The 23,779-nt window shown below is 70.6% G+C and carries 25 protein-coding genes; 14 read left to right on the top strand and 11 right to left on the bottom strand.

Annotated features, from left to right (window positions below):
* Position 1: 1 nt before the first annotated feature.
* Positions 2 to 2,818, top strand: a complete 2,817-nt coding sequence (locus tag OH768_RS49040; RefSeq protein ID WP_406463677.1) for an NHLP bacteriocin export ABC transporter permease/ATPase subunit — start codon at positions 2 to 4, stop codon at positions 2,816 to 2,818.
* Between the two features lie 46 nt (positions 2,819 to 2,864).
* On the opposite strand, the gene OH768_RS49035 is transcribed toward OH768_RS49040, so the two are convergent.
* From OH768_RS49035 to OH768_RS49025, 3 genes are all read right to left on the bottom strand, one after another.
* A complete protein-coding gene (locus tag OH768_RS49035) occupies positions 2,865 to 3,392 on the bottom strand; it encodes an SRPBCC family protein (RefSeq protein WP_406463676.1) in 528 nt (175 codons plus the stop codon).
* Between the two features lie 7 nt (positions 3,393 to 3,399).
* The gene (locus OH768_RS49030; protein ID WP_406463675.1) at positions 3,400 to 3,744 is read right to left on the bottom strand and encodes an ArsR/SmtB family transcription factor; all 345 of its coding nucleotides are present in this window, start codon (positions 3,742 to 3,744) and stop codon (positions 3,400 to 3,402) included.
* 97 nt (positions 3,745 to 3,841) lie between these two features.
* A complete protein-coding gene (locus OH768_RS49025; protein ID WP_406463673.1) occupies positions 3,842 to 4,282 on the bottom strand; it encodes a VOC family protein in 441 nt (146 codons plus the stop codon).
* 39 nt (positions 4,283 to 4,321) lie between these two features.
* Here OH768_RS49025 and OH768_RS49020 point away from each other — a divergent pair, with 39 nt between their 5' ends.
* Positions 4,322 to 4,882, top strand: a complete 561-nt coding sequence (locus OH768_RS49020; RefSeq protein WP_406465745.1) for a TetR/AcrR family transcriptional regulator — start codon at positions 4,322 to 4,324, stop codon at positions 4,880 to 4,882.
* Here OH768_RS49020 and OH768_RS49015 read toward each other — a convergent pair.
* On the bottom strand, positions 4,775 to 5,716 hold the full coding sequence (locus OH768_RS49015) for an alpha/beta fold hydrolase (RefSeq protein WP_406463671.1): 942 nt from the start codon (positions 5,714 to 5,716) through the stop codon (positions 4,775 to 4,777). The two genes, OH768_RS49020 and OH768_RS49015, sit on opposite strands and share 108 nt — an antisense overlap.
* A 124-nt stretch (positions 5,717 to 5,840) precedes the next feature.
* Between OH768_RS49015 and OH768_RS49010 the strand changes: the two genes are divergently transcribed.
* From OH768_RS49010 to OH768_RS49000, 3 genes are all read left to right on the top strand, one after another.
* Positions 5,841 to 7,343 (top strand): MFS transporter, encoded by a 1,503-nt coding sequence (locus OH768_RS49010; protein WP_406463670.1) that lies wholly within the window; start codon positions 5,841 to 5,843, stop codon positions 7,341 to 7,343.
* A gap of 115 nt (positions 7,344 to 7,458) precedes the next feature.
* Complete coding sequence (locus OH768_RS49005) at positions 7,459 to 7,947, top strand: hypothetical protein (protein ID WP_406463669.1); 489 nt, start codon at positions 7,459 to 7,461, stop codon at positions 7,945 to 7,947.
* Between the two features lie 41 nt (positions 7,948 to 7,988).
* Positions 7,989 to 8,366, top strand: a complete 378-nt coding sequence (locus OH768_RS49000; protein WP_406463668.1) for an STAS domain-containing protein — start codon at positions 7,989 to 7,991, stop codon at positions 8,364 to 8,366.
* A gap of 138 nt (positions 8,367 to 8,504) precedes the next feature.
* Here the strand turns inward: OH768_RS49000 and OH768_RS48995 are convergent, their stop codons facing one another.
* The gene (locus tag OH768_RS48995; RefSeq protein ID WP_406463666.1) at positions 8,505 to 8,942 is read right to left on the bottom strand and encodes a protease inhibitor; all 438 of its coding nucleotides are present in this window, start codon (positions 8,940 to 8,942) and stop codon (positions 8,505 to 8,507) included.
* 324 nt (positions 8,943 to 9,266) lie between these two features.
* Between OH768_RS48995 and OH768_RS48990 the strand changes: the two genes are divergently transcribed.
* The 5 genes from OH768_RS48990 to OH768_RS48970 all read left to right on the top strand — a co-directional run bounded on the left by OH768_RS48990 (position 9,267) and on the right by OH768_RS48970 (position 13,780).
* The gene (locus OH768_RS48990; RefSeq protein ID WP_406463665.1) at positions 9,267 to 9,818 is read left to right on the top strand and encodes a hypothetical protein; all 552 of its coding nucleotides are present in this window, start codon (positions 9,267 to 9,269) and stop codon (positions 9,816 to 9,818) included.
* A 202-nt stretch (positions 9,819 to 10,020) separates the two neighbouring features.
* Positions 10,021 to 11,607, top strand: a complete 1,587-nt coding sequence (locus OH768_RS48985; RefSeq protein ID WP_406463663.1) for a purine-cytosine permease family protein — start codon at positions 10,021 to 10,023, stop codon at positions 11,605 to 11,607.
* A 150-nt stretch (positions 11,608 to 11,757) separates the two neighbouring features.
* Entirely contained in the window at positions 11,758 to 12,021 is a 264-nt protein-coding gene (locus tag OH768_RS48980) for a hypothetical protein (protein ID WP_406463662.1), read from the top strand.
* Between the two features lie 46 nt (positions 12,022 to 12,067).
* Positions 12,068 to 12,763, top strand: coding sequence for an alpha/beta fold hydrolase (locus OH768_RS48975; RefSeq protein WP_406463661.1), 696 nt, complete (start codon positions 12,068 to 12,070; stop codon positions 12,761 to 12,763).
* A gap of 33 nt (positions 12,764 to 12,796) precedes the next feature.
* Positions 12,797 to 13,780, top strand: coding sequence for a 2-hydroxyacid dehydrogenase (locus OH768_RS48970; RefSeq protein ID WP_406463659.1), 984 nt, complete (start codon positions 12,797 to 12,799; stop codon positions 13,778 to 13,780).
* On the opposite strand, the gene OH768_RS48965 is transcribed toward OH768_RS48970, so the two are convergent.
* Positions 13,773 to 15,401 carry an RICIN domain-containing protein gene (locus tag OH768_RS48965; RefSeq protein WP_406463658.1) on the bottom strand — a complete coding sequence of 543 codons (1,629 nt, stop codon included), beginning with the start codon at positions 15,399 to 15,401 and terminating at the stop codon, positions 13,773 to 13,775. The two genes, OH768_RS48970 and OH768_RS48965, sit on opposite strands and share 8 nt — an antisense overlap.
* A gap of 388 nt (positions 15,402 to 15,789) precedes the next feature.
* Entirely contained in the window at positions 15,790 to 16,671 is an 882-nt protein-coding gene (locus tag OH768_RS48960; protein ID WP_406463656.1) for an oxidoreductase, read from the bottom strand.
* 135 nt (positions 16,672 to 16,806) lie between these two features.
* On the opposite strand from OH768_RS48960, the gene OH768_RS48955 reads away from it, so the two are divergent.
* Positions 16,807 to 17,679, top strand: coding sequence for a helix-turn-helix transcriptional regulator (locus tag OH768_RS48955; protein ID WP_406463654.1), 873 nt, complete (start codon positions 16,807 to 16,809; stop codon positions 17,677 to 17,679).
* 3 nt (positions 17,680 to 17,682) lie between these two features.
* Here OH768_RS48955 and OH768_RS48950 read toward each other — a convergent pair whose 3' ends face one another.
* The 4 genes from OH768_RS48950 to OH768_RS48935 all read right to left on the bottom strand — a co-directional run bounded on the left by OH768_RS48950 (position 17,683) and on the right by OH768_RS48935 (position 20,610).
* Positions 17,683 to 18,057: a toxin Doc gene (locus OH768_RS48950; RefSeq protein WP_406463652.1), complete on the bottom strand. Its 375-nt coding sequence runs from the start codon at positions 18,055 to 18,057 to the stop codon at positions 17,683 to 17,685.
* 3 nt (positions 18,058 to 18,060) lie between these two features.
* Entirely contained in the window at positions 18,061 to 18,306 is a 246-nt protein-coding gene (locus OH768_RS48945) for a hypothetical protein (RefSeq protein ID WP_406463650.1), read from the bottom strand.
* A gap of 82 nt (positions 18,307 to 18,388) precedes the next feature.
* On the bottom strand, positions 18,389 to 19,000 hold the full coding sequence (locus OH768_RS48940) for a hemerythrin domain-containing protein (protein ID WP_406463649.1): 612 nt from the start codon (positions 18,998 to 19,000) through the stop codon (positions 18,389 to 18,391).
* Positions 18,997 to 20,610, bottom strand: coding sequence for an MFS transporter (locus OH768_RS48935; RefSeq protein WP_406463647.1), 1,614 nt, complete (start codon positions 20,608 to 20,610; stop codon positions 18,997 to 18,999). Before OH768_RS48935 ends, OH768_RS48940 begins: the two co-directional genes overlap by 4 nt.
* A gap of 167 nt (positions 20,611 to 20,777) precedes the next feature.
* Between OH768_RS48935 and sigJ the strand changes: the two genes are divergently transcribed.
* From sigJ to OH768_RS48920, 3 genes are read left to right on the top strand one after another with little or no spacing between them, the layout of a single operon-like run.
* Positions 20,778 to 21,701 carry an RNA polymerase sigma factor SigJ gene (gene sigJ, locus OH768_RS48930; protein ID WP_406463645.1) on the top strand — a complete coding sequence of 308 codons (924 nt, stop codon included), beginning with the start codon at positions 20,778 to 20,780 and terminating at the stop codon, positions 21,699 to 21,701.
* Positions 21,698 to 23,257 (top strand): cytochrome bc complex cytochrome b subunit, encoded by a 1,560-nt coding sequence (locus OH768_RS48925; protein ID WP_406463643.1) that lies wholly within the window; start codon positions 21,698 to 21,700, stop codon positions 23,255 to 23,257. The genes sigJ and OH768_RS48925 overlap by 4 nt, the downstream gene beginning before the upstream one ends.
* Position 23,258: 1 nt before the next feature.
* A complete protein-coding gene (locus tag OH768_RS48920) occupies positions 23,259 to 23,774 on the top strand; it encodes a hypothetical protein (protein WP_406463641.1) in 516 nt (171 codons plus the stop codon).
* Positions 23,775 to 23,779: the final 5 nt, after the last annotated feature.

Raw genomic sequence — 23,779 nt, 5'->3', positions numbered from 1 at the left:
GATGACGTCCGTTCACGAAGGCGACCTGGTCCTCGGCGCACTGGGATCCCTGGGCATGCCGATCGACTGCACCGGATTCAACCGCCTCGACCTCGAAGGCCCGCAGGTGCTGTGGCTGGTCGCGTCGGGCGCCATCGACCTCTTCGCGGTGGACGCCGTACGGCAGGGGCACTGGCACCACCTCGGCCGGCTGGAGGCGGGTTCACTGCTGCTCGGCCCGGTCGCCGGGCCCCAACACACGCTGGTGGCACGCCCGTTGCGGGACTGCGTGGTGCACCGCATCAACCTGCGCGAGCTGTACCAGCCCGCGAACACCCAGACCTGGTCGTACGACGAGTACGGCAACCCCCAGTACGTACCCCCGACTTCGAGCCCGCTCGAATACGCCCTCGCCCTCGGCGTCGGCCGCGGACTCTCCATCCTCTTCCAGGCGCCGATGGCCGGCGAACGGGCCGCCGCGCTCACGGACGACGACGTCTTCTGGATGCAAGTGCCCCCGGGCAGTGTGCAGTACGGGTCGATGTACGGCGCGGAGGCGGCGGCCGATCTGCTGATGGACCCCGGTGTCTGGCAGAGCATGGTCGACCAGCAGTACCGGCTGCTGTCCACGCTGGACAAATGGATCGAGCAGCTGGAGCGCACCCACGAGACCCGAACCGCCGCCGGTATCAAGGCCGGTGAGGCGGTCCGTGCCCAGGCCGACCGGACGCTGCTCGCGTCGATCGGCAAGTCGTCGGCGCGGCGCACGACGGCCGCCGATGCCGACGCGTCGTACGCGGCCTGCAGGTTGGTCGCCGAGGCGGCCGGCATCACCCTCGCCGAACCCGCGCAGAGCGGCAGCGAGAGCGACCGTCTGGACCCGGTCGAGCGGATCGCCCTGGCGTCCCGGGTCCGGGTACGGGCCGTGCGGCTCGACGGGCGCTGGTGGCGGGACAACGTCGGTCCGCTGGTGGGCCATCGGGCGTTGTCCGGCGCGCCGGTCGCCCTGTTGTGGCGGCGCGGCGGCTACGTCGCCGTACATCCGGCGACCGGCCGCGAGACGCCGATCGAGAAGGCGAACGCGGAGGAGTTCGAGCCGCGCGCGGTGATGTTCTACCGCCCGCTGCCCGAGCGCCGCCTCGGCCCGCTGAGGCTGCTGCGCTTCAGCATGCAGGGCACCGGGAGCGACCTCTCCAACCTGCTGGTCAGCGGGCTGGTGACGGTCGCGATCGGGGCGCTGGTGCCGATCGCGACGGGCAAGGTGCTCGGCGAGTTCGTGCCGAAGGCGCAGACCGGCCTGATCGTGCAGGTGTGTCTGGCCGTGATGGTGACGAGCGTGGTGGCGGCGGCCTTCATGCTGCTGGAGAACCTCACCATGCTCCGCCTGGAGGGCCGGATCGAGGCCACGCTCCAACCGGCCGTCTGGGACCGCCTGTTGAGGCTGCCGACGAAGTTCTTCACCGAACGCTCGACGGGCGAGCTGGCGAGCGCGGCGATGGGCATCAGCTCGATCCGCCGTCTGCTGGCGGGAGTTGGTCCCGTGGTCGCGCAGTCGGTGACGGTCGGCGTGATGAACCTGGGGCTGCTGTTCTGGTACAGCCCCTCGATGGCGCTCGCGGCGATCGGCATGCTCGTGGTGATCGCGGCCGTGTTCCTGGGCCTCGGTCTGTGGCAGGTGCGCTGGCAGCGCAGACTGGTCGTGCTCAACAACAAGCTGAACAACCAGGCGTTCCAAACCCTGCGCGGACTGCCGAAGTTGCGGGTCGCGGCGGCCGAGAACTACGCCTACGCGGCCTGGGCCTCCGAGTTCGCGCGCAGCCGTGAACTCCAGCAGAAGGTCGGCCGGATCAAGAACCTCACCACGGTGATGGGCGCGGTGTACCTGCCCGTCTGCACCCTGCTGATGTTCATGCTGCTCGCGGGCCCGGCACGCGGCTCGATGTCGGCCGCGGCCTTCCTCACCTTCAACACCTCGGTGACGATGGTCCTGACCTCCGTCACCAGCCTGACCGGCGCCTTCGTCTCGGTGGTCTCCGCACTGCCGCTGTTCGAGGAGATCAGGCCGGTCCTGGACGCCGCCCCGGAGGTCCGCACCGCGAGCACCCGCCCCGGCCGGCTGTCCGGCGCGATCGAGGCCCGCCGCCTGTCCTTCCGCTACGCCGACGACGGCCCCCTCGTCCTCGACGACGTGTCGTTCGAGGTGCGCGCGGGCGAGTTCGTGGCGATCGTCGGCCCCAGCGGCTGCGGCAAGTCCACCCTGCTGCGCCTCCTCATCGGCTTCGACAAACCGGTCTCCGGCAGCGTCCTCTACGACGGCCAGGACCTGGGCGCCCTCGACCAGTCGGCGGTACGGCGGCAGTGCGGGGTGGTGCTCCAGCACGCGCAGCCGTTCACCGGATCCATCCTGGACGTCATCTGCGGCACCGAGCCGTTCACGCCGGAGGAGGCGATGGCGGCGGCCGAGATGGCGGGGCTCGCCGAGGACATCAAGCGCATGCCGATGGGCCTGCACACCATCGTCGCGGGCAGCGGCGCGGTCTCGGGCGGCCAGCGTCAACGCCTCATGATCGCGCAGGCGTTGATCCGCCGGCCGCGCATCCTGTTCTTCGACGAGGCGACCAGCGCCCTGGACAACGAGACCCAGCGCACGGTGATCGAGAGCACCAAGGCCCTCAAGGCGACCCGGATCGTCATCGCGCACCGCCTGTCGACCGTCCTGGACGCCGACCGCGTGGTCGTCATGGAGGACGGCAAGGTCGCCCAACAGGGCCCGCCCGCCCAGCTGTTGGCGGATACGGGCGGCCGGCTGCACGAGCTGGTCCGGCGGCAGATGGCGTGACGGGCCAGTCCGGGCCGGGGACAGGTCCGTCCAAGCCCGGCACGAGTCAGTCCAGGCCGGGTACGGGGGCGCCCGAGGGAATCCCGGCCGCCAAGTAGCCGTCGTAGAACTCCTTCCAGGGCGCCCCGGCGCCCGCATGAGGTCCCTCGGCGCGCTCGCCGCGGGCCTTCGCGTCCAGCGCGGCCAGGCACACCTCCCACCCGGCCCCGTTCCTGGACGCGGTGTCCTCGGCGCTCAGGACGTTGGTGAGGGTGAAGCGGGTGCGCTTCTCCTCGACCTCCTCCAGGTCGAAGTGCAGCTCGTCGCCGCCCCATTCGAAGGAGAGGTGCCGGGGCGGGTCGACGGCGATGACCTTGCCGGTCGACTCCGGCATGTTCGGGTCGCCGCTGAAGGTGACCGTGCCGCCGGGGCGCAGCTCGAACTCGGCGCGTGAGGGGAACCACTGGGCGAGTTCGTCGGGGTCGGTCACGAACTGCCAGACGCGGTCGAGCGGTTGGTCGTAGACGCGGCTGAAACGGACGGCGGGGCGGCCGTCTTCGAGGGTGAGATAGGTGCCGGTGAGATCGACGGACATGTTCGGATCAGTCCTTCGGGACGGGGTTCCGGGCATCGTCGTCCGACGTCTCGTCGAGGCGCCGGCCCAGCCTGTCGAGGCTGCGGTTCCACAGCTCGCGGTAGGGGGCGAGCCAGGCGTCGAGTGCGGCGATCGGGGCGGGGTCGAGGGCGTAGACGCGGCGCTGCGCGTCCTGTCGTACCCGGACCAGTCCCGCGTCCCGCAGCACCCGCAGATGCTTCGACGTGCTGGGCTGGCTCAGACCGCAGGCCTCCCCTATCTCGCCGACGGGCCGGGGCCGCTCCAGGAGCAGGGCGACGATGGCCCGCCGGTGGGGATCGGCGAGGGCGGTCCAGAGCGAGGCGTCGGACATGGTTCCAATATGCCTCAGTGGTTATATGCCGGTCAAGGCATGCACGGCAGGCCCGCTCAGGAACCGCGCGCCCCGCTCAGGAATCCGCGCGCGCCGTTCAGGAGACCGGGCGGCCGTATCCAGGGATGCCCTCGTGATTCACCCTGTGCGCCGCCCAGCTGTACAGGTGCAGGTCGAGGCCGTCCGGGTCGTTGAAGACCAGCAGCCAGCCGATCGAGGCCTCGATCACCGGCGAGTGCGGGATGCCGACGGTGTCGAGGTGGGCCGCCCAGGCCTCGACGTCGGCACGGTCCGGGACCGCGAAGCTGACCGGGTCGAAGCCCTGACAGCCTTGCGCGGCCTGGGAGTTGACCCGCAGGCAGAGCGTCGAGTCGCCGAGCCCCGGCACCTCCCCGGCCACGCCGCGCACGACGCCGTCCGCCGCGTCCGGGTACTCGTGCGTGACCTTGAAGCCGAGGACTCGGCCGTACCAGTCGCGCGAGCGGTCGAGATAGGTGACGGGCATCTCGACGTGGTGGATTCCGGCGAGCTCCGGCATGGCGCTCACGCTCCTCATCGCTCCGGTTTCGCTCCGTGAATTTCACCGTTCACGGAGAAGGGGTTCACGGGCACGCGCATGAAGGAGGTGGCGGCGCCGGCCGGTGTCGGCGAGCGCACGCTGTACGACGCGTTCCCCACCAAGGCCGCCCTGTTCGGGCACACCCTGGGTGTCGCGATCGCTGGTGACGAGGAGCCGGTCGCCGTCCCGGACCGCCCCGAGACCCTGGAGATCCGGGACGAGCCCGACCCCGGGCGCGCGATCGGCCGCAGCGTCGACCAGATCACCGAACTGCTGGAACGCGCCGGTGACTTGATCATGGTGACCGTCGAGGCGGCGGGCGCCGACCCGGACATGCGGGCCTCGGCGGACGCGGGCGCCGAGGCGACGTACGGCGTGCATCTGGCGCTGGCCACGGCACTTCAGGAGCGCGGGGCCCTTCGCGCGGGCCTCGACGCACGCACCGCCGCCGACACGCTCTACGCGCTCGCGTCACCGCACATGCATCAACTCCTGCGCAGGCACCGGGGCTGGACGCGGGAGGCCTACCGGGCTTGGCTGTGGCGGGTGTTGGTCGCGGAGCTGCTCGGCTCTCACTGAGCCGCGCCTTTCCAGAGCGCGGGGACGTCGCCGTCGCGGCTGTGCAGTTGCGTCGCCAACGCCCGTACCGCCGCCGCGAATCGGGCGGGGTCGCACAGGAACTCCATGTAGATGCCGGGAATTCGGCCCACGGCACTCCGATCCGGCGGGCGATCTCGATCGACGGGCGGGCGTAGTACGTGCCGCGGTCCTCCACTCCGCACCCAACACGATGGGAAACGGGGCCGACTTGAGCGCGGTCTCGTCGGGCCGGAAGCCGGCGAAGCCCGACCACTCCGTGCCGAAGAGGTGGTCCTGGTTTCCCAGGAACCGCTTCCAGAGTTCGCCGGGCCAGCGGTACGTGCCCTCGCCGCGGGTGATCTCGGCGAACCGGCGCCCCGCCGCCGGTGCCCCGCCCTGCACGTACAGCGCGGCGAGTTCGGCGAAGAAACCGCGCCCGGGGTCGCCGTCGGGCAGGACGTTCACGGCGGGCGGCTCATGGGCGATCAGGCCCGTCATCACCTCCGGGTGCAGTGCTGCCAGCACAAGGCCGATGATCGCGCCCCCGCTGGTGCCGAACACCAGCGCCCGCCCGCCGGCCAGGCCGTCGACGAGCGCGCGGGCGTCGGCTGCCTGCACGGCGAGGTCCATCGGCGCCGCGGACCGGCCGGTGCTGCGCGAGTTGCCGCGCCGGTCGTAGGAGATCACCGTGAAAGCGTCGGAAAGGATCTCCGCGACGCCGTCGTAGTAGCCGGCGTCTCCCCCGGCCCCGCTGATCATCAACAGCGCCGGGCCGCTGCCGCGCACCTCGTAGTACAACCCGGCCCCGTCGGCCTCGAACACGCCCGTGCGCATGCCTGGATCCCCATCCCCAGCGAAACGTTGCCGTTTCGCTGGAAGTGCTCTAGTGTCGATGTGTACGAAACCGTTTCGTTTACGTTTTGGTAAACCCCGAACGACTTCCCTGGAGTGGTTCCCGATGTCCCAGAAGACACTGACCGAAGGCACCCAGTCGGGTGTCACGGAGGCGCAGCCCGCGTCCTCCTCGAAGCGGTGGTGGATCCTCGCGATCGTCGCCGTGGCTCAGCTGATGGTCGTCCTCGACGCCACCATCGTGAACATCGCCCTGCCGTCGGCCCAGAAGGACCTCGGCTTCTCCGACGGCAACCGGCAGTGGATCGTCACCGCGTACGCCCTGGCGTTCGCCTCCCTGCTGCTGCTCGGCGGCCGGATCGCCGACCTCTTCGGCCGCAAGACCGCCTTCCTCGTCGGCGTCGTCGGATTCGCCGGCGCCTCCGCCCTCGGCGGTGCCGCCAACAGCTTCGGCATGCTGGTCACCGCACGCGCCCTCCAGGGTGTCGCGGGCGCGCTGCTCGCGCCGGCCGCGCTCTCCCTGCTCAACACGACGTTCACGGACGCCCGCGAGCGCGCCCGGGCCTTCAGTGTGTACGGCGCCATCGCGGGCGCCGGCGGTGCGGTGGGCCTGCTGCTCGGCGGTGTGCTGACCGACGCCTTCGACTGGCGCTGGACGCTCTACGTCAACGTCGCCATCGCCTTCGTCGCCTTCGCCGGCGGCTGGGTCCTGCTCTCCAACCACCGCGACGCCGCGGGCTCCAAGCTGGACGTGCCGGGCACGGTACTGGTCGCCGGCGGTCTGTTCTCCCTCGTCTACGGTTTCTCCAACGCCGAGACGCACGACTGGAGTTCGCCGCAGACCTGGGGCTTCCTGATCGTCGGTGTCGTACTGCTGGCGGCCTTCGTCTGGTGGCAGAACCGTGCAAGGCACCCGCTGCTGCCGCTGCGCATCCTGCTCGACCGGAACCGGGGCGCCTCGTTCCTCGCCGTGCTGATCACTGGTGCGGGCATGTTCGGTGTCTTCCTCTTCCTGACCTACTACCTGCAGCTGAACCTGGGCTTCAGCCCGACCAAGACCGGTGTCGCGTTCCTGCCGATGATCGGTGCCCTGATGGTCATGGCGCAGATGGGCACCACGGTCCTGGTGCCGCGCCTCGGCCCGAAGGTCGTCATTCCGCTGGGCTTCGCCATCGCCATGGTCGGCATGGCCTGGCTGACCGGCATCGGGGTCGGCTCGTCCTACGCGACCCATGTGCTGCCGCAGCTGATCGTGATCGGCGCGGGCCTCGGCATGGTGATGCCTCCGGCGATGCAGCTCGCCACGAGCGGCGTGGCCGCCGAGGACGCGGGCGTCGCCTCGGCGACGGTCAACGCCATGCAGCAGGTGGGCGGTTCGATCGGTACGGCACTGCTGAACACGCTGGCCGCGAGCGCCGCGACCGACTACCTGGCCGGGAAGGACGCGCGCAGCAAGCTGGTCCAGGCACAGGCGACGATCGAGAGCTACACCACCGCGTTCTGGTGGTCGGCGGGCTTCTTCGCCGCAGGTGCGCTGATCGCGTTCGTGCTCTACCGCCGCGGGGTTCCGCAGCAGGACGCGGACGCCGCACCGGTCGTCCACATGTGATCCGCTCCGCCGAGAGCTGAGCCGCACAGACCGAGGGGCCGCCGTCCGCAGGGAGACGGCGGCCCCTCTTCTCTTCGGCTTCTCTTCGGCTTCGCTTCGGCGCGATGGTGGTGGTATGCGTAAATCGGTGGCCGCATACGGCAGTTCGCTCTTCCTGGCGCTCGCCCCGGGCACCGTGGCCGTCCTGCTGCCGTGGTGGCTGACCGGGTGGCGGGCCGGTGACTGGTGGCAGCCGCTGCGGCTGCTGGGCCTCGTGCCGCTCGCGGCCGGCGCGGTCGTACTGCTCATGGCCTTCGCTCGGTTGGTGACCGAGGGGCTCGGCACTCCGGCGCCGGGCGCGCCGACGGAGCGGCTGGTCGTGGGCGGCCTGTATGTGGGCGTTCGCGCGCTAATAAGAGGAGCCCGACCTGGCGCGCAGGTTCGGCGCCGACTACGACCGTTACCTCGAGGGGGTGCCGGGGTGGTGGCCGCGTCTTCGGCCCTTGAGTCAGGACTCGACCACCTATTGACAGAAAGTCAACCTTTCCGACCGAAGTTCACCATGTCGAGTGAACCAGATCTTGCGGGCGGCGTGTCATGGATGCTCAGGGCCTCTCCGGGGTAACTACCGAGACCGAATGCGCCCCGTGCCGAGGTGGAGCGGCCATGACAGCGGAAACGGACGAACGCGACAGTCCCGCGGCCAACTCCTGTGCCCGTACGCGGTCGCACGGCCCCTTCACGGTGGTCGAGGTCTCGGGGGAGATCGACATGGCGACCGCCGGCCTGGTCCTCGACCACCTGGACGCCGCGACGGCGGTCGCGGAGCCCGACGTACTGGTGGATCTGCGGCCCGTGGAGTTCCTGGACTGTTCGGGGCTGCGCGTCCTGTGCCGGGCCGAGCGGCGGGCGAGGGAACGCGGCGGACGGCTGCGGATCGTCTCCGACGGGCCGCGCATCGACCGGCTGTTGCGCGTCTCGGGTCTGCTCGGCCGCTTTCCGCCGCTGCGCGCGCTGCCCTCCCGCGCGGAGAGGCCGCAATGAAAGCAGGGGCCGGCTCGGGCGACCCCACACCGCCCGGCCGACCCCTGGTGCGGGATCGCAGCACTCCGCGACAGGGGCGCGCACTCCCCAGCTACGGACCCTTCCTGATGCGCACGGAGACCGTGCGACCCCGGTCTCTCAGAACGTGAAGACACCTCCGTACCCGTAGGAGTCCTTCACGCACTCGTTGGAGAAGACGCGCTCGTAGGAGACGCGCTTGCCCTGCCAGACGCCCTCGACGGTGACGACGACGGGACGGTAGAGCTTGTTGCAGAGCACATCGCTCCGGGCGGCCAGGGCGTCGAAGTCGCCCCCGATTCCGCGCAGTTCGGCGCAGGCCCGGTCGGCGGACGGGTGGGTGCCGGAGGAGGTGGGCGCGCAGGTGAGGGTCACGGCGCGTTCCGGTGTCGCGAGGGCGGCGTCGTCCCCGTGGCCCATGGTCAGCACCAGGGCCGACGGGGCGTAGAGCGCGGACGGGCCGGTGCCGTGGGCCGCGAGGGCGGTCCCGGCGAGGGGCCCGCAGACGGCGGTGGCCGTCAGGCCCAGAGTCGCTGCCCAGCGCGCGGTGTTCCGCATTGTGTGCATCCTTCCGCTAGATGCCGGTCCCGCTCGGTCGGTGCCGAACCGGCGGGCGCCACTCTGCCGAGTCCGCCGCCGGAACACACATCCGACCCACAGATTTCAGTAACCTTGCGTGTTGAATCAGTGGCGTGAAGTCACAGAATTCGAACGTGCGGACCCCGGAACCACGGGCCTCCTGATCGTCGAATCGGGCCGGTTGGCCGGTTTACCCGCCCTCGCCAATCGTCCTGAAACAGTCCCGAAACATTCCGCTTCAGCTCTCGGCGCACTCCGCCGCAGCCCCTTGCGTTCGCATCGTTCGCGAGTAATCGTCATTACATGATTACGACTGAGCAGCAGGAGAAGCTTCGCGGCTGGTTCACCGGCCGTCTGCCCGACGACCTGTTCGAGGAGCTGGTCGAGGTCACGGCCGACCGCGAGGAGGTCACGGTCATCGGCCGTATCCCCGCGCCCCGGCTCGCCGAGGACGTCTCGGACGCCGAGAAGGAGGCGGCGATCCAGGGCCGCGTCCAGGAGTTCCGCGAGCGCACCCGGGAGACCCGGATCGCGGTCGCCCGCGAGGCCGAGCACCGGTTCCGCAGGAAGGTCTCGTGGGGTGTGGAGTGCGCCGGGGAACGCTCCCTGTTCACCCACATCTCCGCACCCGTCATGACCCGGCTGCGCCAGCCCGAGCGCCAGGTCCTCGACACCCTCATCGCCGCCGGCGTGGCCCGCAGCCGCAGCGACGCCCTCGCCTGGTGCGTACGCCTCGTCCAGCGCCACACCGACGACTGGCTCACCGAACTGCGCGACTCCCTCGAACACGTCCAGCGGGTCCGCGCGCAGGGCCCCGACGCCGAACCGGAGGACACCCCGACCGACAGCGAGTGACATCAGGGTGGACGATTCCTCCACTCACGGCACCAAAGATGGATGAACCGTCCTCTGGCGCGGGTATCGCGGCCGACCGTAGCGTCGGCGGACACCCCGAGGACGGCATCCGTTCACCCCGCCCACCCCGCACGCGTGAACAGCCGTCCGCACCGCCACCGCGCCACCCCGCGCTCCACCGCCGTCCCCCGCTGGAGCCCCCTTGTCCTCGCAGCCCGCCCCCTCCCCCGCCGCACCGAGCCAGTCCCTGACCGAGGTCGAGACCTACGGCGTCGAGACCATCCCCGACGCGGACCGCACCGCCACCCCGCTCGACCTGTTCCGGGTCGCGTTCGGCGGCGCCAACACCTTCTCCACCTGCGTCCTCGGCGCCTTCCCCATCCTGTTCGGCCTCTCCTTCTGGCAGGGCCTCGCGGCCACGCTCCTCGGAGTCGTCGTGGGCGCGCTGATCCTGTGCCCGATGGCGGTGTTCGGTCCGGTCAACGGCACGAACAACGCGGTCGCCTCCTCCGCGCACCTGGGCGTGCACGGCCGGGTAGTCGGCTCGTTCCTGTCCTTGCTCACCGCGGTCGCGTTCTTCTCCATCTCGGTGTGGAGCTCCGGCAACGCCCTGGTCGGCGGCGCGCACCGGCTGTTCGGCCTGGAGCAGAGCACCCTGTCGTACGTCGTCGCGTACGCGCTGTTCGCCGGACTGGTCCTCGCGGTCTGCGTCTACGGCTTCCGGTTCATGCTGTTCGTCAACAAGATCGCCGTGACGTCCGCGACGGTCCTGTTCCTGCTCGGCGCGATCGCCTTCGCCGGTGACTTCGACCCGTCGTACGCCGGGGTCTTCACGGCCTCGGCGGACGCGGCGACCCAATCACTGTTCTGGCCGTCGTTCATCGGCGCAGCGCTGATCGTGCTCTCCAACCCGGTGTCCTTCGGCGCGTTCCTCGGCGACTGGTCGCGCTACATCCCGGCGAACACCCCGCGCCGCAAGGTGGTTGGTGCCGCCTTCCTGTCCCAGATCGCCACGCTCCTGCCGTTCGTCTTCGGCCTGGCGACCGCGAGCATCATCGCCACGAAGGCCCCCAAGTACGTCGACCCGTCCGCCCCCGACTTCGTGGGCGGCCTCCTCGCCATCTCGCCGAGCTGGTTCTTCCTGCCGGTCTGTCTGCTGGCCCTGATCGGCGGCATGTCCACGGGTACGACCTCGCTCTACGGCACCGGGCTCGACTTCTCGTCGGTGTTCCCCCGGCTGTCGCGGGTCCAGGCGACGCTCCTGGTCGGCGTGCTGTCCATCGCGTTCATCTTCATCGGGCGCTTCGGCCTCGACCTCGTGCAGTCGATCTCCACCTTCGCCACGATGATCATCACCTGCACGACACCGTGGATGGTCGTGATGATGCTGGGCTTCTACACCCGGCGCGGCTGGTACGACCCGGACGCGCTCCAGGTCTTCAACCGCCGTCAGCGCGGCGGACGTTACTGGTTCGCGCACGGCTGGAACTGGCGCGGCATGACCGCCTGGTGGGTGGCCGCCGTGGTGGGCGTGCTGTTCACCAACATCCCGGGGCAGTTCGTCGGCCCGCTCGGCGACCTGGCCAACGGCGTCGACATCAGCCTGCCGCTGTCGCTGGCCGTCGCCGCCGTGCTGTTCCTGTCGCTGCTCCGGCTGTTCCCCGAACCCCGTGCGGTGTACGGGCCGCAGGGCGCGCGGCTGGCCCGTACCGTCGAGGTCCCGGTGCCGCCGATCACCGGCCCCGGAGCGGCACCGGTGGCCCCCGCACTGGCCACCGAGGGCAGCTGATGCCGACCTGGATCGACCTGTCGGTGCCCGTCGTCACCGGGATGCCCGTGTATCCCGGTGACCCGGCCGTCGAGGTCTCCCCCGCCCTGACCGTCCCCCGCGACGGTGTCAACGTCCTTGACCTGCACCTGGGTTCGCAGTCGGGCACCCATGTCGACGCCCCCACGTGGACGACGCCCGGCTCCGCCTGCGGCCGGGTTCGTTGCTCGATCCGACGCCCAACCCGGCGATACGACGGCCGACTTCGGCCTGCCCGCCCACCGGGGGCTGTGCGGCGCGGGCGGAGTGATCGCCGAGAACCTCACGGGGCTTGAGCAGTTGGTGGACGTCCCGGACGTGGAGTTGTTCCTGTTCCCGCTACGGCTGCCGGGGGCGGACGGTGCGCCGGTCCGGGCCGTCGCACGGGCGGCCTGATCGCCCCCGAAGGGCCGCTGTCAGACCCGGCGGTTACTTTTGGACCATGACTCAATTCGTTGTGGTGGCGGGCGCGTGGCTCGGCGCGTGGGCGTGGGACGAGGTGGTGCCCGAGCTGCGTGAGGCAGGGCACGGAGTGCATGCGCTGACCCTGTCCGGGCTGGCGGAGAAGCAGGGCGTTCCGGCCGGGCAGCAGACCCATGTCCAGGACATCGTCGACGAGGTCGAGCGCCTCGATCTCCGGGACGTCGTCCTGGTCGGACACAGTTACGCCGGCGTGCCCGTGGGCCAGGCCGCGGAGCGGATCGGCGACCGGCTGGCTCGGGTGGTGTTCGTCGACTCGAACGTGCCGGTGGACGGTAGGTCGTTCCTGGACAGCTTCCCGAGCGACCACATCAGGAAGTCGCTCGACGAGAGCGGCGGAGTCTGGCCGCCCCTGGACCCGGCAGACTACGCGGGCCAGGACCTCACGGACGAACAGATCGCCCGCGTCGTCACCGACGGGGCCCCGCACCCGGGTGCCACCCTCACCGAACCGGCGGTTCTCGCCCGCCCGTTGGCCGACCTCCCGGCCACCTACGTCAAGTGCCTGCTCGACGGCGACGAGTTGCCGGCCCCGGCGGACGAGCTGGTCGCGAGCGGGCGCTGGGAGCTGGTCCGGATGGAGACGGGCCACTGGCCGATGTTCTCCCGGCCCCGCGAACTGGCCCGCATCCTGGACGAGTCGGCCACCCGCTCCTGAAGCACACACCCCCCACCGCGACGAGGATTCCGCATGCCCTCCAAGACCAAGAAGAACGTCCTGGCCGTCGTCCCACCCCACATCGGCGGTCGCACGGCGGGAGCCGGACTGGCGACGCTGCTGCCCGACGAAGTGCACGTCACCGTCGTGGAGGCGGTCGACGAGGACCCTGCGGCCCTGCGTACTGCGCATGTCGTCATCACCGCGCTCTCCCCCGTGACCGCCGAACACCTCGCCGCCGCACCGGAGTTGGAGCTGGTGCAGTGCGCGAGCCACGGCTTCGACTACGTCGACCTGGATGCCGCGCGGGCCCAGGGGGTGCTCGTCTGCAACATCGGCTCCAGCGGCGCCGAGGAACAGAACGTGGCCGAGCAGACCTTCGCCCTGATGCTGGCGCTCGCCAAGCGGATCGTCCCCGCGCACACCGCGCTCGTCGACGGAGACTGGGCGCTGCCCCGGCTGCAGAGCTCGCTGACGGAGCTGTCCGGCAAGACCCTCGGCATCGTGGGACTGGGCGCCATCGGACAGCAAGTCGCCCGCCGGGCAGCCGCGTTCGACATGACCGTCGTCTACGCCGGCCGGCGCCCCGTTCCGGAGGAGACGACGGCGCGGCTCGGCGGCGCCCGCCATGTCCCGCTCGACGAGCTGCTGCGCCTGTCCGACTACGTCACCCTGCACGCCCCGCTCACCGACGAGACCCGGCACCTCCTGAACGCCGAACGGCTCGCGCTGCTCAGGCCGACCGCGTTCGTGGTCAACACCGCGCGGGGCGCCCTGATCGACCAGGACGCCCTGGCGGACGCCCTCGAAGCGGGCACCCTGGCCGGTGCGGGACTCGACGTCTTCGATCCCGAACCGCCCACCCTGGCACTGCGGTTGCTCAAGGCGCCGAACGTGGTGCTCTCGCCGCACGTCGGCGGTGTGACCCGGGAGACCGTCGTCCGGATCGCGCTGGCCGCCGTACAGAACGCGGCCGGTTTCCTGACGGGTGAGCGGCCGGGTGATGTCGTCAGCTGAGCCGGTCCGCGTTGTGCGCGGGGCGCGCGGGCGGGGCTCCCGTGCCGGCGATCGACAGCGAACCGGGGCTGGCCGACACCGAGTCGGTCAGCCAGCGCTGCGAGGCGGAGCCGTCGCGGACCTTGAGGACGATGTCGGCGCCGGGGTCCTTGGCGGTCGAGGTGAGCGCGAGCCCGGAGTCCCAGCGGGGCAGCAACTCGCCCTGCACGGTGAGGTCGTAGCGGACATCGTTGCCGCGCTTGGCCTTCGCGTCCGCGCAGGTGCCGAGGACGACGACACCGGCGTCCGCGTGCGAGTCCAGGCACAGCCCGGAGTTCGCCGCACTGCGCAACAGCCCGTCGGTCCCGTACGACCACTCCTGGGTCTCGGCGGAGGAGCACGCAGCGAGAGCGGTGTCGGCGCCGGCCTTCACGGTGCCCCGGATGTCCAGGCACAGATCGGCGGCGGCGTTGCGCAGCCTCGTCTGTCCGGGTACGGCGGGGAGCCGGGCCGTGCCGGGCGCCGACGCTGACACGTGTCCGCTCCCGCTGGTGGAGGCGACCGGGTCGGCGGTGCCGCCGTGGTCCGGCCACAGGCTGACGGCGACGACGCTCGCGACGACTCCGGCGCCGATCAGTCCGGCACCGACGAAGAACGAGCGGGACGACCGACCGGACCCGGCCGACCTGGCCGCGTCCACGATGCGGCGGCCGGGCGCGGGGAGCCGGGAGAGCAGACGGTGCCGTCCCGAGCCGCCGCTGTGCCCGCCGTGCCGGGCGGCGGTCCGTGTCCGGGTGTCGGGCCGGGAGCGGCCTGGGCGCGAGGCGAGGTAGGGGCGGGCTCCCCAGCCGAGGACCGCCTCCGCGAGGAGGACTCCCAGTCCGCCTTCGAAATAACTCAGTTGTTCGGCGGCGGATCGGCAGTAGCGGCACTGGGCGAGATGCTGCTGGACATCGGGCAGCAGTGTGCCGCCGCGTCGAATGGGGACGTCGAGGAGGCGGTTGTAGAAGCGGCAATCCTTGGTCGGCGCGAGTTCCCGGTGGGCGCGTACACAGCCCTCGCGGAATTTTTCGTGCGCCTGCTGGAGAGCGGCCGACGCGGTGTCGGTATCCATGCCGAGCAGTGCCGCCGGCACGGTTATCGTCTCGGCCTCGACCTCGGTGTGCCACAGCAGACACTGGGCGAACGGCTGAAGGGTCTGGAAAGACCGCTCGGCGAGCTTGCGATTTTCGGGTGTCATGGACTTGGCAGAACGCATCGCGCGCCCCCCGGAGGGTTTCTCCAGGTCCGGCAGAACACCGGATATTCGCTCCTCCGCCGACCACTCCCGGATCGTGTCGCGCACGGTCAGCAGCAGCCGGGGGCGCAGTGCCACGCCGTGTTCGCCGAACGTCAGCCGGTCGAACACCTGGTGGAAGGCGGCCGCGGTGGCCATGGCGGCGACACTGCCCGTGGCGGCGAGGCAGACTCCCGCGTAATCCTGGACCGGCTGCCAGTGCCGCGCCATCAGCAGCGCGACGGAATGCACGGCCTCCCCCTCCGGACGGCCCCGCAGCCGGGCGGCCAGGGTCTCGTCGGATTCCTCGGGAGCCCCGCTGTCCGGCGGAGGGTAAGGAGGACGAGGAGGGGGAGGGAAGGACACGGAGTGGATTCCTCGGATTCGGTTCATCAACAGGTGAATGAGCCCCGGGCATTGCCCTCGCGCGGGCGTTTCACCCTTGCACAACCCACTGAACCCAACAAGGCACTTGGGCAACATCCATACCTTTGAAAGAAAGTCAGATGCGCCGGCAACTCGGTTCACCGGCACCGGCTTTCGACTTTCCATGCGCCCCGTGTGAACCATGCGCACACTCCGAGGCCGCGCGCACGCTCCCGGCGCACGGCACCGCGCGGTCCACTGGAACCGGCCCTTCTCGGAGGCCACGCGCTGGACGGCGGCTCTCCCGCGCCAAACGGCCGCCGACCCTGCTCCTCCCGCCCTCGGTCGGCGGCCCCGAGGGCGGGGGCGGCCCACCCCCGCCCTCCCTTCAGCGGGCCCCGGCCTCGCCACCGATGGTGTCGAGTTCGGCGATCGCATCGGCGGGCAGCACCAGGTCCGCGGCGGCGATGTTCTCGCGCAGATGGGCGCGGGACGAGGTGCCCGGGATCAGGACAGTGGTGGCCGAGCGCTGCAACAGCCAGGCCAGGGCCACCTGTTGGGGCGAGGCGTCCAACCGCGCGGCGACCTCGGTGAGGGTCTTCGACTGCAGCGGGGTGAAGCCGCCGAGCGGGAAGTACGCGGCGAACGCGATGTTCTCCGCTGCGCACCGCTCGACGAGGGCGTCGTCCTGCCGGTTGGCCAGGTTGTAGAGGTTCTGCACGGTGACGACCGGGGCGATGGCCTGGGCCTCGGCCAGCTGGGCGGCGGAGACCGTGCTGAGCCCGAGGTGCCGGATCAGTCCCGCCTTCCGCAACTCGGCCAGGGCGCCGAACTTCTCGCCGATCGACTCCTCGTCGGCGGTGTCCTGGGCACCGAGCCGGAGGTTGACCACGTCGAGCGCGTCGAGCCCGAGGTTGCGGAGGTTGTCGTAGACCTGCGCCTTGAGGTCCTCGGGGTGCCGGGACATGATCCAGCTGCCGTCGGGGCCGCGCCGGGCGCCGACCTTGGTCACGATGTGCAGGTCGTCGGGGTAGGGGTGGAGGGCCTCCTTGATGATCTCGTTGACGACGACCGGGCCGTAGAAGTCGCTGGTGTCGATGTGGGTGATGCCCCGCTCGACGGCCTCGCGGAGGACGGAGACCGCTTCGGTGCGGTCCTTCGGCGGGCCGAAGACGTGGGGGCCGGCCAGTTGCATGGCGCCGTATCCCATGCGGGTGAGGGTGAGGCCCTCGGCCGGGGTGAGGGTGCCGCCGGAAACGGTGTCGGCCATGATGGCGGGCCTTTCGGTAGGTGGGGCGTCCTGTGACCGACTCTGCGCCTGTCGCGGCCGGGCAGGCAGTACCCGGATGTTCCTGGTAGTGACGGGGACACCCACCTGCGTGGATTCGGATCTACGGTGGTGGGTGTGGACGGCAAGAACGCGCTCGGTGAGTTTCTGCGGGCCCGCCGGGAGCGGGTCCGGCCCGAGGACGTGGGCCTGAGCGGCGGCGGGCTGCGCCGGGTGCCGGGGCTGCGCCGCGAGGAGGTCGCCCTGCTGGCCGGTATCAGTTCCGACTACTACCTGCGCCTTGAGCAGGGCCGGGACCGCAATCCGTCGGCGCAGGTGCTGGAGGCGCTGGCCCGGGTGCTGCGCCTGGACGCCGCCGCGAGTGCCCATCTGCTGAGCCTGGCACAGCCGGAGCGGCCGGCCGCGTCGCGCAGACGGGCCAGGAGGTCCGAGGCGGTGCCGGCGAGCGTGCGCGAACTGCTGGACACCTGGTCGGGGCATCCGGCGTATGTGCAGAACCGGTTCACGGACTGTCTCGCGGCCAACGCGCTGTGCCGGGCACTGTCCCCGAACTACGTGCCGGGCGTGAACCTGTTGCGGGCGGTGTTCCTCGACCCCGCCGAACGCGAACTGCGGTGCGACTGGGAGGAGTTGACCGCCGAAGGCGTGGCGACACTGCGCGGTCACATCGGACCGGACGTCGACGAGCCCCGGTTGGTGGAGCTGGTGGGCGAGCTGTCCGTGCGCAGTGAGCGGTTCCGGCTGCTGTGGAGCCGGCACGAGGTACGGCCGATGGTCGGGCGGATCAGTCTCCTCAGCCATCCGCTGGTCGGTGACTTCGAGCTGCGGTCGAACAAGTTCGAGATCCCGGGCACGGACGCCCTGAGCATGGTCGTCTTCCACGCCGAGCCGGGCAGCCGCAGCGCGGAACTGCTGGGCCTGCTGGGCAGCCTCGCCGCGTCCGGAGACGGCGTACCCGGGGAGACGTCACCGGCGCACGAGGACCGGTGACGCTCAGCTCTGCCAGGAACGCAGCCGTTCCGCCGCGCCGTACACGTCCGTCTTCCCGGAGATCAGGTCGCGGGTCAGGTCGACGAGCGCGCCGTACGGCGGATCGATGCCGACGCCGCTGACGAACATGTAGGCCACCGCCGTGGCGCAGGCGAAGCGGGCGTTGGCGGACGGCAGGGGCTTGAGCAGGGCGAGGGTGTGCAGCAGGGCGGTGGCCCGCCAGGCCGGGTCGGAGTCGACACCGAGGCGGGGCGGGTCGACGCGGTGCCGGGCTACGGCCGCCACCAACGCCGAGAAGTCGTTGATGGCGGGCTGGTCCGGCAGGACTTCCTCATGGCGCTGGAGGAGCCACGGCACGTCGATATGGATGACGGGCATGCGTCAGGCGACCCGTCCCTCGCCCTTCGCCGCCGGTTCGTCCTCCGGGAAGGCCGCGGCGAACTCGTCGGCGTGCGTCGCGAAGAAACGGCGGAAGGCCTCCGCGCCCTCCTGCAGCGCCCGGTGCCGGGCGATGCCGGCGGCGGCGGCCTCCCGGACGAGGGCCTTCATCGACGTACCGCGCTCCTTGGCGATCTGCCGCAGGTCCGCTAGCTCGCGATCGCTGAACTCCACGTTGAGAGCTGGCATGACCTCACGGTACCGCTCGGGTACTTACCCGTAAATACCGCCAGGTCAGGAGGCACACCTGACGGTACCGGGCAACCTGGTCCTAGCGCGTCGACCACAGTCCCCTGCGCCGATAACTCCCCTCCCAGAAGACCCGGTTCAGCACCCGCACCGGCGGCGGGAACGCCCCCAGGAACCGCGCCCGGTCCACCGCCGACACCCCGTCGACGAGCCACGGCACGAACACCGCGGCCCCGCGCAGCCCCTGTGTCTCCCGCAGCCGCCCGGTGAAGGCGGCCCAGTCCGCGTCCGTCAGCACCTCCCCCATCAGCGGCAGCGCGCTGTCCTCCTCGTGCTTGAGGTGATCGTCGAGGGTCGCCCGCAACGCCCGTACCAGGTCGGGGAGTTCGAAGGCCCGGTCGGCCAGCGCGGTGTCCACGGCGGCCAGCAGCGGGTCGATACGGGCGTGTTCGGCCTCCATCTCGTCCAGCATCCCGAGGTCCCGTGTACGCCCTCCGACCCGCGTCCTGACCCGCGGCCACAGGTCGCTGTCCTCGGCGGTGTGGTGGATGTGCAGTTGGTGCTTGAAGTTCTCCCACCCGGAGAGGACCGGGGCGGTGTGTGCCCTGCCGTCCGCGACCGCCCCGGCGAGCCGCTCCAGGTCACGCCGGAAGGCGTCGTGGGAGGCGTACATGGGCGTGAAGTCGATGGTCATCGTGCGGCTTCCTCCAGTTCGGGCCCGGACACGGGCAGGGCGTGCGGGTTGGCGGACGGCCCCTGGTGCCGTCGTACGGCGAGACAGGCGAGCGCGCCGGTCAGCAGGACGGCGACGGCGACGTACACGGCGGGTCCCATGGCGTGGACGAAGCCGTGGCCGAAGACCTGACCGCCGAGGGCGCGCATGCGCTCGGCGATGCCGTGCGGAACGCCGGACGGGGCGCCGCCCTGCTGTCCGGCGCCGATGTCGGACTCGGACCTGGAGAACGCGGAGACGAAGGACTCCCGGTAGGCGGTGGGGAGTTGACCGGCCCGGGCCCGTGCCTGTTCGGTCAGGGCGGAGGCCAGCCGGGCCTGCAGTACCGCGCCGATGACGGCACCGGCGAGCACCGAACCGACCTGACGCAGCGCGTTGGTGACACCGGAGGCGGCTCCGGCGAGCCGGGGCGGGACGCCTCGCATGACCTCGGTGGCCATGGGGGCGAAGGTGCAGCCGACGCCGAGGCCGGTCAGGAAGAGCGGGAAGGCGATGGTCGGCCAGCCTGTTCCGACGTCCGCGACGCCGACGACCCAGACCAGTCCGCCCGCCCAGGCGAGCAGCCCGCCCATCAGGATGAACTTGCCGCCGAGCCGGTCCGCGAGAGCTCCGGCGGGCCCCGCCATGACGAACGAGCCGAGGGCGACGGGCAGCAGGACCAGGCCCGCCTTCTGGGCGCTGAAGCCGAGCACGGACTGGAGATAGATCGTCAGGGGCAGGAACATGCCGACCACGCCGAACGACACGGTGACGCCGACGAAGTTGATGAGCGTGAAGTTCCGGTCCCTGAACAGCGAGAAGGGGACCAGGGGTTCACCGGTCTGCTGTCCGCGCTCGTGGAGCAGGAAGGCCGCGAAGAGGACGGCCGCCGCGCCGAACAGGCTCCAGATCCAGGCGTTCCAGTCGTAGCGCTGCCCCTCGGTCAGCCCAAATGCCAGGCAGAACAGGGCAGTTGAGGCGAGGGTGACGCCGAGGGTGTCGAAGCGACGCCGTACCGTGCGCTGGGCTCCCGGGATGATCGCCATGGTCAGCACGAGCACCAGCGCGCCGATCGGCAGGTTGACGAAGAAGATCCACCGCCAGGACAGATGGGTGATCAGCACCCCGCCGAGGATCGGGCCGAGCGCGCCGGACACGCCCGCGACGGCGCCCCAGATGCCCATCGCGACACCGCGCCGGTCGGCCGGGAACACCTCGGTGATGATCGACAGGGTCTGCGGCATGAGCAGCGCCGCGCCCAGGCCCTGCACCGCGCGGAACCCGATGAGCTGCGCCGGATCCTGCGCGAGCCCGCAGGCGAGGCTGGCCAGGGTGAACAGGGCGACTCCGGCGGCGAACAGATTGCGTTTGCCGCGCAGGTCGCCGAGGCGCCCGCCGGTGATCAGCAGGACCGCCAGCGCCAGGGTGTAGGCGTTGACGACCCAGAGGATCTCGTCCAGTGACGCGTCGAGGTCTTGTCCGAGTTGGGGGATCGCGATGTTCACGATCGTCAGGTCGAGGAGGGTCATGAAGAACCCGAGCGAGAGCGTGATCAGGATCGCCCAGGGGTTGCCGTGCCACTTCTTGAACACGATGTCGGTCTCCTTGCGTAGGACTCGCGGTCAAGAGGCCGGGGCGGCCGGCGGATGTGACACGGCGCCGATGCGCAGAGACGTACGTCACATTCACCCCCTCGGCTGTCACATTCCGGCCCCCGCCACCCCTCGCAGTAGTGAGCACGCACCGGGGAGGCGCAGGTATGTCCGAGATCGCTGTCACCGAAGAGGCGACCGATGACTTCATGGACCATCGGGAGCTGTTGTTCAGCCTCGTCTACAACATGCTGGGCAGCGTCGCCGACACCGACGACGTCCTCCAGGAGACCTGGCTGTCCTGGACGGCGCGCGCCCGCCGTTCCCCGCTCGACACCATCACCAACCGGCGCGCCTATCTCGTCCGGATCGCCGTCAACCACGCGCTGCAGCGCCGCGCCACGATCAGCCGCCGCCGCGAGACGTACGTCGGCCCGTGGCTGCCGGAACCCCTGCTCGGCCCGGCCGACGACCCCGTCGACCCGGCGTTGCGCGCCGAGTCCGTCTCGCTGGCCATGCTGGTCGTCCTGGAGTCGCTGAGCCCGCTGGAACGGGCGGTCTTCGTCCTCAACGAGGTGTTCGGGTACGCCCACACCGAGATCGCGGACATCATCGAACGCACCCCGGCCGCCGTACGGCAGCTCGCGCACCGGGCGCGGGCCCATGTGCACGCGCGGCGGCCGTTGTACGAGGCGCATCCCAGGGTGCGGCGGGAGGCGACGGAACGGTTCGTGCGGGCCGCGGTCGGCGGGGACATCGCCTCGCTCATGGAGATCCTCGCGCCGGACGTCACGGTCTGGACGGACAGCGGGGGCAACCGGAAGCCGGCGGGCCTGCGCCCGGTGCACGGCCGGGACAAGGCGGTCCGCCTCATCAACTCCTTCGCGGGCAGGCGCCGTCCGCAGGATCTGGAGCTGCGCTTCCGGCGCGTCAACGGCGACGACGCGGCCGTGCTGTTCGAGGGCGACGCGCCGTACGCGGTGATGGTCATGGACCTCACGCCCGAGGGCGACCAGGTGTCCGGGGTCTACATCGTGACCAACCCGGAGAAGCTCACGCACGTGCACAAGGACGACGAGGAGGACCAGTGACCACCCCTTCCGAGTCCTCGCGGGGCGAGCGCGTCGCCGACTGGTTCGACGGCCGGCTCGGCGTCTACGCGCTGGGCAAGCGGTATCTGCGCAAGGTGTTCCCGGACCACTGGTCGTTCCTGCTCGGCGAGATCTGCCTCTACAGCTTCGTGGTGCTGATCCTCACCGGCGTGTATCTGACCCTGTTCTTCCACCCGTCCATGAACGAGGTGACGTACCACGGGAGTTACGTCCCCCTGAACGGCATCCGGATGTCCGACGCCTACGCCTCGACGCTGCACCTCAGCTTCGATGTGCGGGGCGGGCTGCTGGTGCGGCAGTTGCACCACTGGGCGGCGCTGGTGTTCATCGCCGCGATGCTGACGCACATGATGCGGCACTTCTTCACGGGCTCGTTCCGCAAGCCGCGCGAGCTCAACTGGCTGTTCGGCTGGACCCTGTTGTTCCTCGGCCTGTTCGAGGGCCTCTTCGGCTACTCGCTCCCGGACGACCTGCTGTCGGGCACGGGCATGCGCTTCGTGGACGGCGCGCTGCTGTCGGTCCCGGTCGTCGGGACGTACTTGTCGATGTTCCTGTTCGGCGGCGAGTACCCGGGCCACGACATCGTGTCCCGCTTCTACTCGCTGCACGTGCTGCTGATCCCCGGCGTCATGGCGGCACTTGTGGTCGTCCACCTCCTCCTGGTCGTCTACCACAAGCACACCCAGTTCGCGGGCCCCGGCCGCACCGAACGCAACGTGGTGGGCTCCCCGTTCATGCCGGTGTACCTGGCGAAGGCGGGCGGCTTCTTCTTCCTGGTCTTCGGCGCGCTCACCCTCCTCGCGGCGGTGGCCTCGATCAACCCCGTCTGGTCCTACGGCCCCTACCGCGCCGACCAGGTCTCCACGGGCGCCCAGCCCGACTGGTACCTGGGCTTCGCGGAGGGCCTGGTCCGCGTGATGCCGGGCTGGGAAGTCACCTTGTGGGGGCACACGTTGGTGCTCGGCGTACTGATCCCGATCGTGGTCTTCCCGCTCCTCCTCGTCCTCATCGGCGCGTACCCGTTCCTGGAGTCCTGGCGGACGAGCGACAAACACGAGCACCATCTCCTGGACCGCCCCCGCAACCGCCCCACCCGCACGGGCCTCGGGGTCGCCTGGATCAGCCTCTATCTGATCCTCCTGGCGGGCGGCGGCAACGACATCGTGGCGACCCGCCTCCATCTGTCGATCAACACGGTGACGTGGATGGTGCGGGTGGCGGTGTTCGCCGTCCCGGTCCTCGCGTTCGTCGTCACCCGCCGCATCTGCCTGGGCCTCCAACTCCGGGACGCCGAAATGGTGTTGCACGGCCGCGAGACAGGCGTGATCAAGCGGCTGCCGCACGGCGAGTACGTGGAGGTGCACCGGCCGCTCACCCAGGCCGAACTCCACACCCTGACCGCGCACAAGCGCCCGCGGGAACTCGTGGAGCGCGAGCCCTGGAGTCAGTCGCCGGGCCGGAGCGTTGTCACCGGAAGTCGGTCACCAGTAGGTTCGAGCCGCCGATGTTCGAGCGACGGGGAATACGGGGCTTGAGGTGGCACTGCTGGACACACTGGTGACAACGGGCGCAGGGGCGCTGTCCGCCACGATAGGCGTCCTGGTCGGGGGCATCGTCACGCACCGGGCCCAGGACCGTCAGTGGCTGCGGGAGAAGCAGTTGCTCGCCTACCAGGAACTGATCAGCCACTACGCCAAGTTCACGATGGTCATCAGCCGCGCCCACGCCGGCCGACAGGGCTGGGACTACGACTGGAGCGAGTGGAGCGCGGCCCTGACCCGCGCCAGTCTGGTCGCCCCCGCGGCCGTCGCGGCCGAGATCGACAACTTCGCCAAGGCCATCGGGGAGTTCCTCGACCAGGCGGCCCGCGACCCGGCACGGGACCCGACGCGCGCCCCGTTGAGCCAGGAGGAGTTCTCCAGGGCCAACAGGGCGCCCGCCCAAGCGCAGGTCCGGTTGGTCAACGCCATACGACGCTCGTTGAGCAAGGACCAAAAGGCACTGCCCTTCTGGATAGGCGGATCTCTCGCGGGCAGTCCCGACGACACCTGATGTGC

Source organism: Streptomyces sp. NBC_01622 (assembly GCF_045209635.1).
In the GTDB taxonomy this organism is placed as follows: Bacteria; Actinomycetota; Actinomycetes; order Streptomycetales; family Streptomycetaceae; genus Streptomyces.
Note: the sequence above shows the minus strand (reverse complement) of the source record. Positions and strands in the feature narration are given on the sequence as shown.

Bases quoted from the DNA above. Each gene is read 5' to 3' on its own strand.
- OH768_RS49040 (WP_406463677.1), top strand. From the start codon at position 2: ATGACGTCCGTTCACGAAGGCGACCTGGTCCTCGGCGCACTGGGATCC.
- OH768_RS49035 (WP_406463676.1), bottom strand. From the start codon at position 3,392: ATGTCCGTCGATCTCACCGGCACCTATCTCACCCTCGAAGACGGCCGC.
- OH768_RS49030 (WP_406463675.1), bottom strand. From the start codon at position 3,744: ATGTCCGACGCCTCGCTCTGGACCGCCCTCGCCGATCCCCACCGGCGG.
- OH768_RS49025 (WP_406463673.1), bottom strand. From the start codon at position 4,282: ATGCCGGAGCTCGCCGGAATCCACCACGTCGAGATGCCCGTCACCTAT.
- OH768_RS49015 (WP_406463671.1), bottom strand. From the start codon at position 5,716: ATGCGCACGGGCGTGTTCGAGGCCGACGGGGCCGGGTTGTACTACGAG.
- OH768_RS49010 (WP_406463670.1), top strand. From the start codon at position 5,841: ATGTCCCAGAAGACACTGACCGAAGGCACCCAGTCGGGTGTCACGGAG.
- OH768_RS49005 (WP_406463669.1), top strand. From the start codon at position 7,459: ATGCGTAAATCGGTGGCCGCATACGGCAGTTCGCTCTTCCTGGCGCTC.
- OH768_RS49000 (WP_406463668.1), top strand. From the start codon at position 7,989: ATGACAGCGGAAACGGACGAACGCGACAGTCCCGCGGCCAACTCCTGT.
- OH768_RS48995 (WP_406463666.1), bottom strand. From the start codon at position 8,942: ATGCGGAACACCGCGCGCTGGGCAGCGACTCTGGGCCTGACGGCCACC.
- OH768_RS48990 (WP_406463665.1), top strand. From the start codon at position 9,267: ATGATTACGACTGAGCAGCAGGAGAAGCTTCGCGGCTGGTTCACCGGC.
- OH768_RS48980 (WP_406463662.1), top strand. From the start codon at position 11,758: ATGTCGACGCCCCCACGTGGACGACGCCCGGCTCCGCCTGCGGCCGGG.
- OH768_RS48975 (WP_406463661.1), top strand. From the start codon at position 12,068: ATGACTCAATTCGTTGTGGTGGCGGGCGCGTGGCTCGGCGCGTGGGCG.
- OH768_RS48970 (WP_406463659.1), top strand. From the start codon at position 12,797: ATGCCCTCCAAGACCAAGAAGAACGTCCTGGCCGTCGTCCCACCCCAC.
- OH768_RS48960 (WP_406463656.1), bottom strand. From the start codon at position 16,671: ATGGCCGACACCGTTTCCGGCGGCACCCTCACCCCGGCCGAGGGCCTC.
- OH768_RS48950 (WP_406463652.1), bottom strand. From the start codon at position 18,057: ATGCCCGTCATCCATATCGACGTGCCGTGGCTCCTCCAGCGCCATGAG.
- OH768_RS48945 (WP_406463650.1), bottom strand. From the start codon at position 18,306: ATGCCAGCTCTCAACGTGGAGTTCAGCGATCGCGAGCTAGCGGACCTG.
- OH768_RS48940 (WP_406463649.1), bottom strand. From the start codon at position 19,000: ATGACCATCGACTTCACGCCCATGTACGCCTCCCACGACGCCTTCCGG.
- sigJ (WP_406463645.1), top strand. From the start codon at position 20,778: ATGTCCGAGATCGCTGTCACCGAAGAGGCGACCGATGACTTCATGGAC.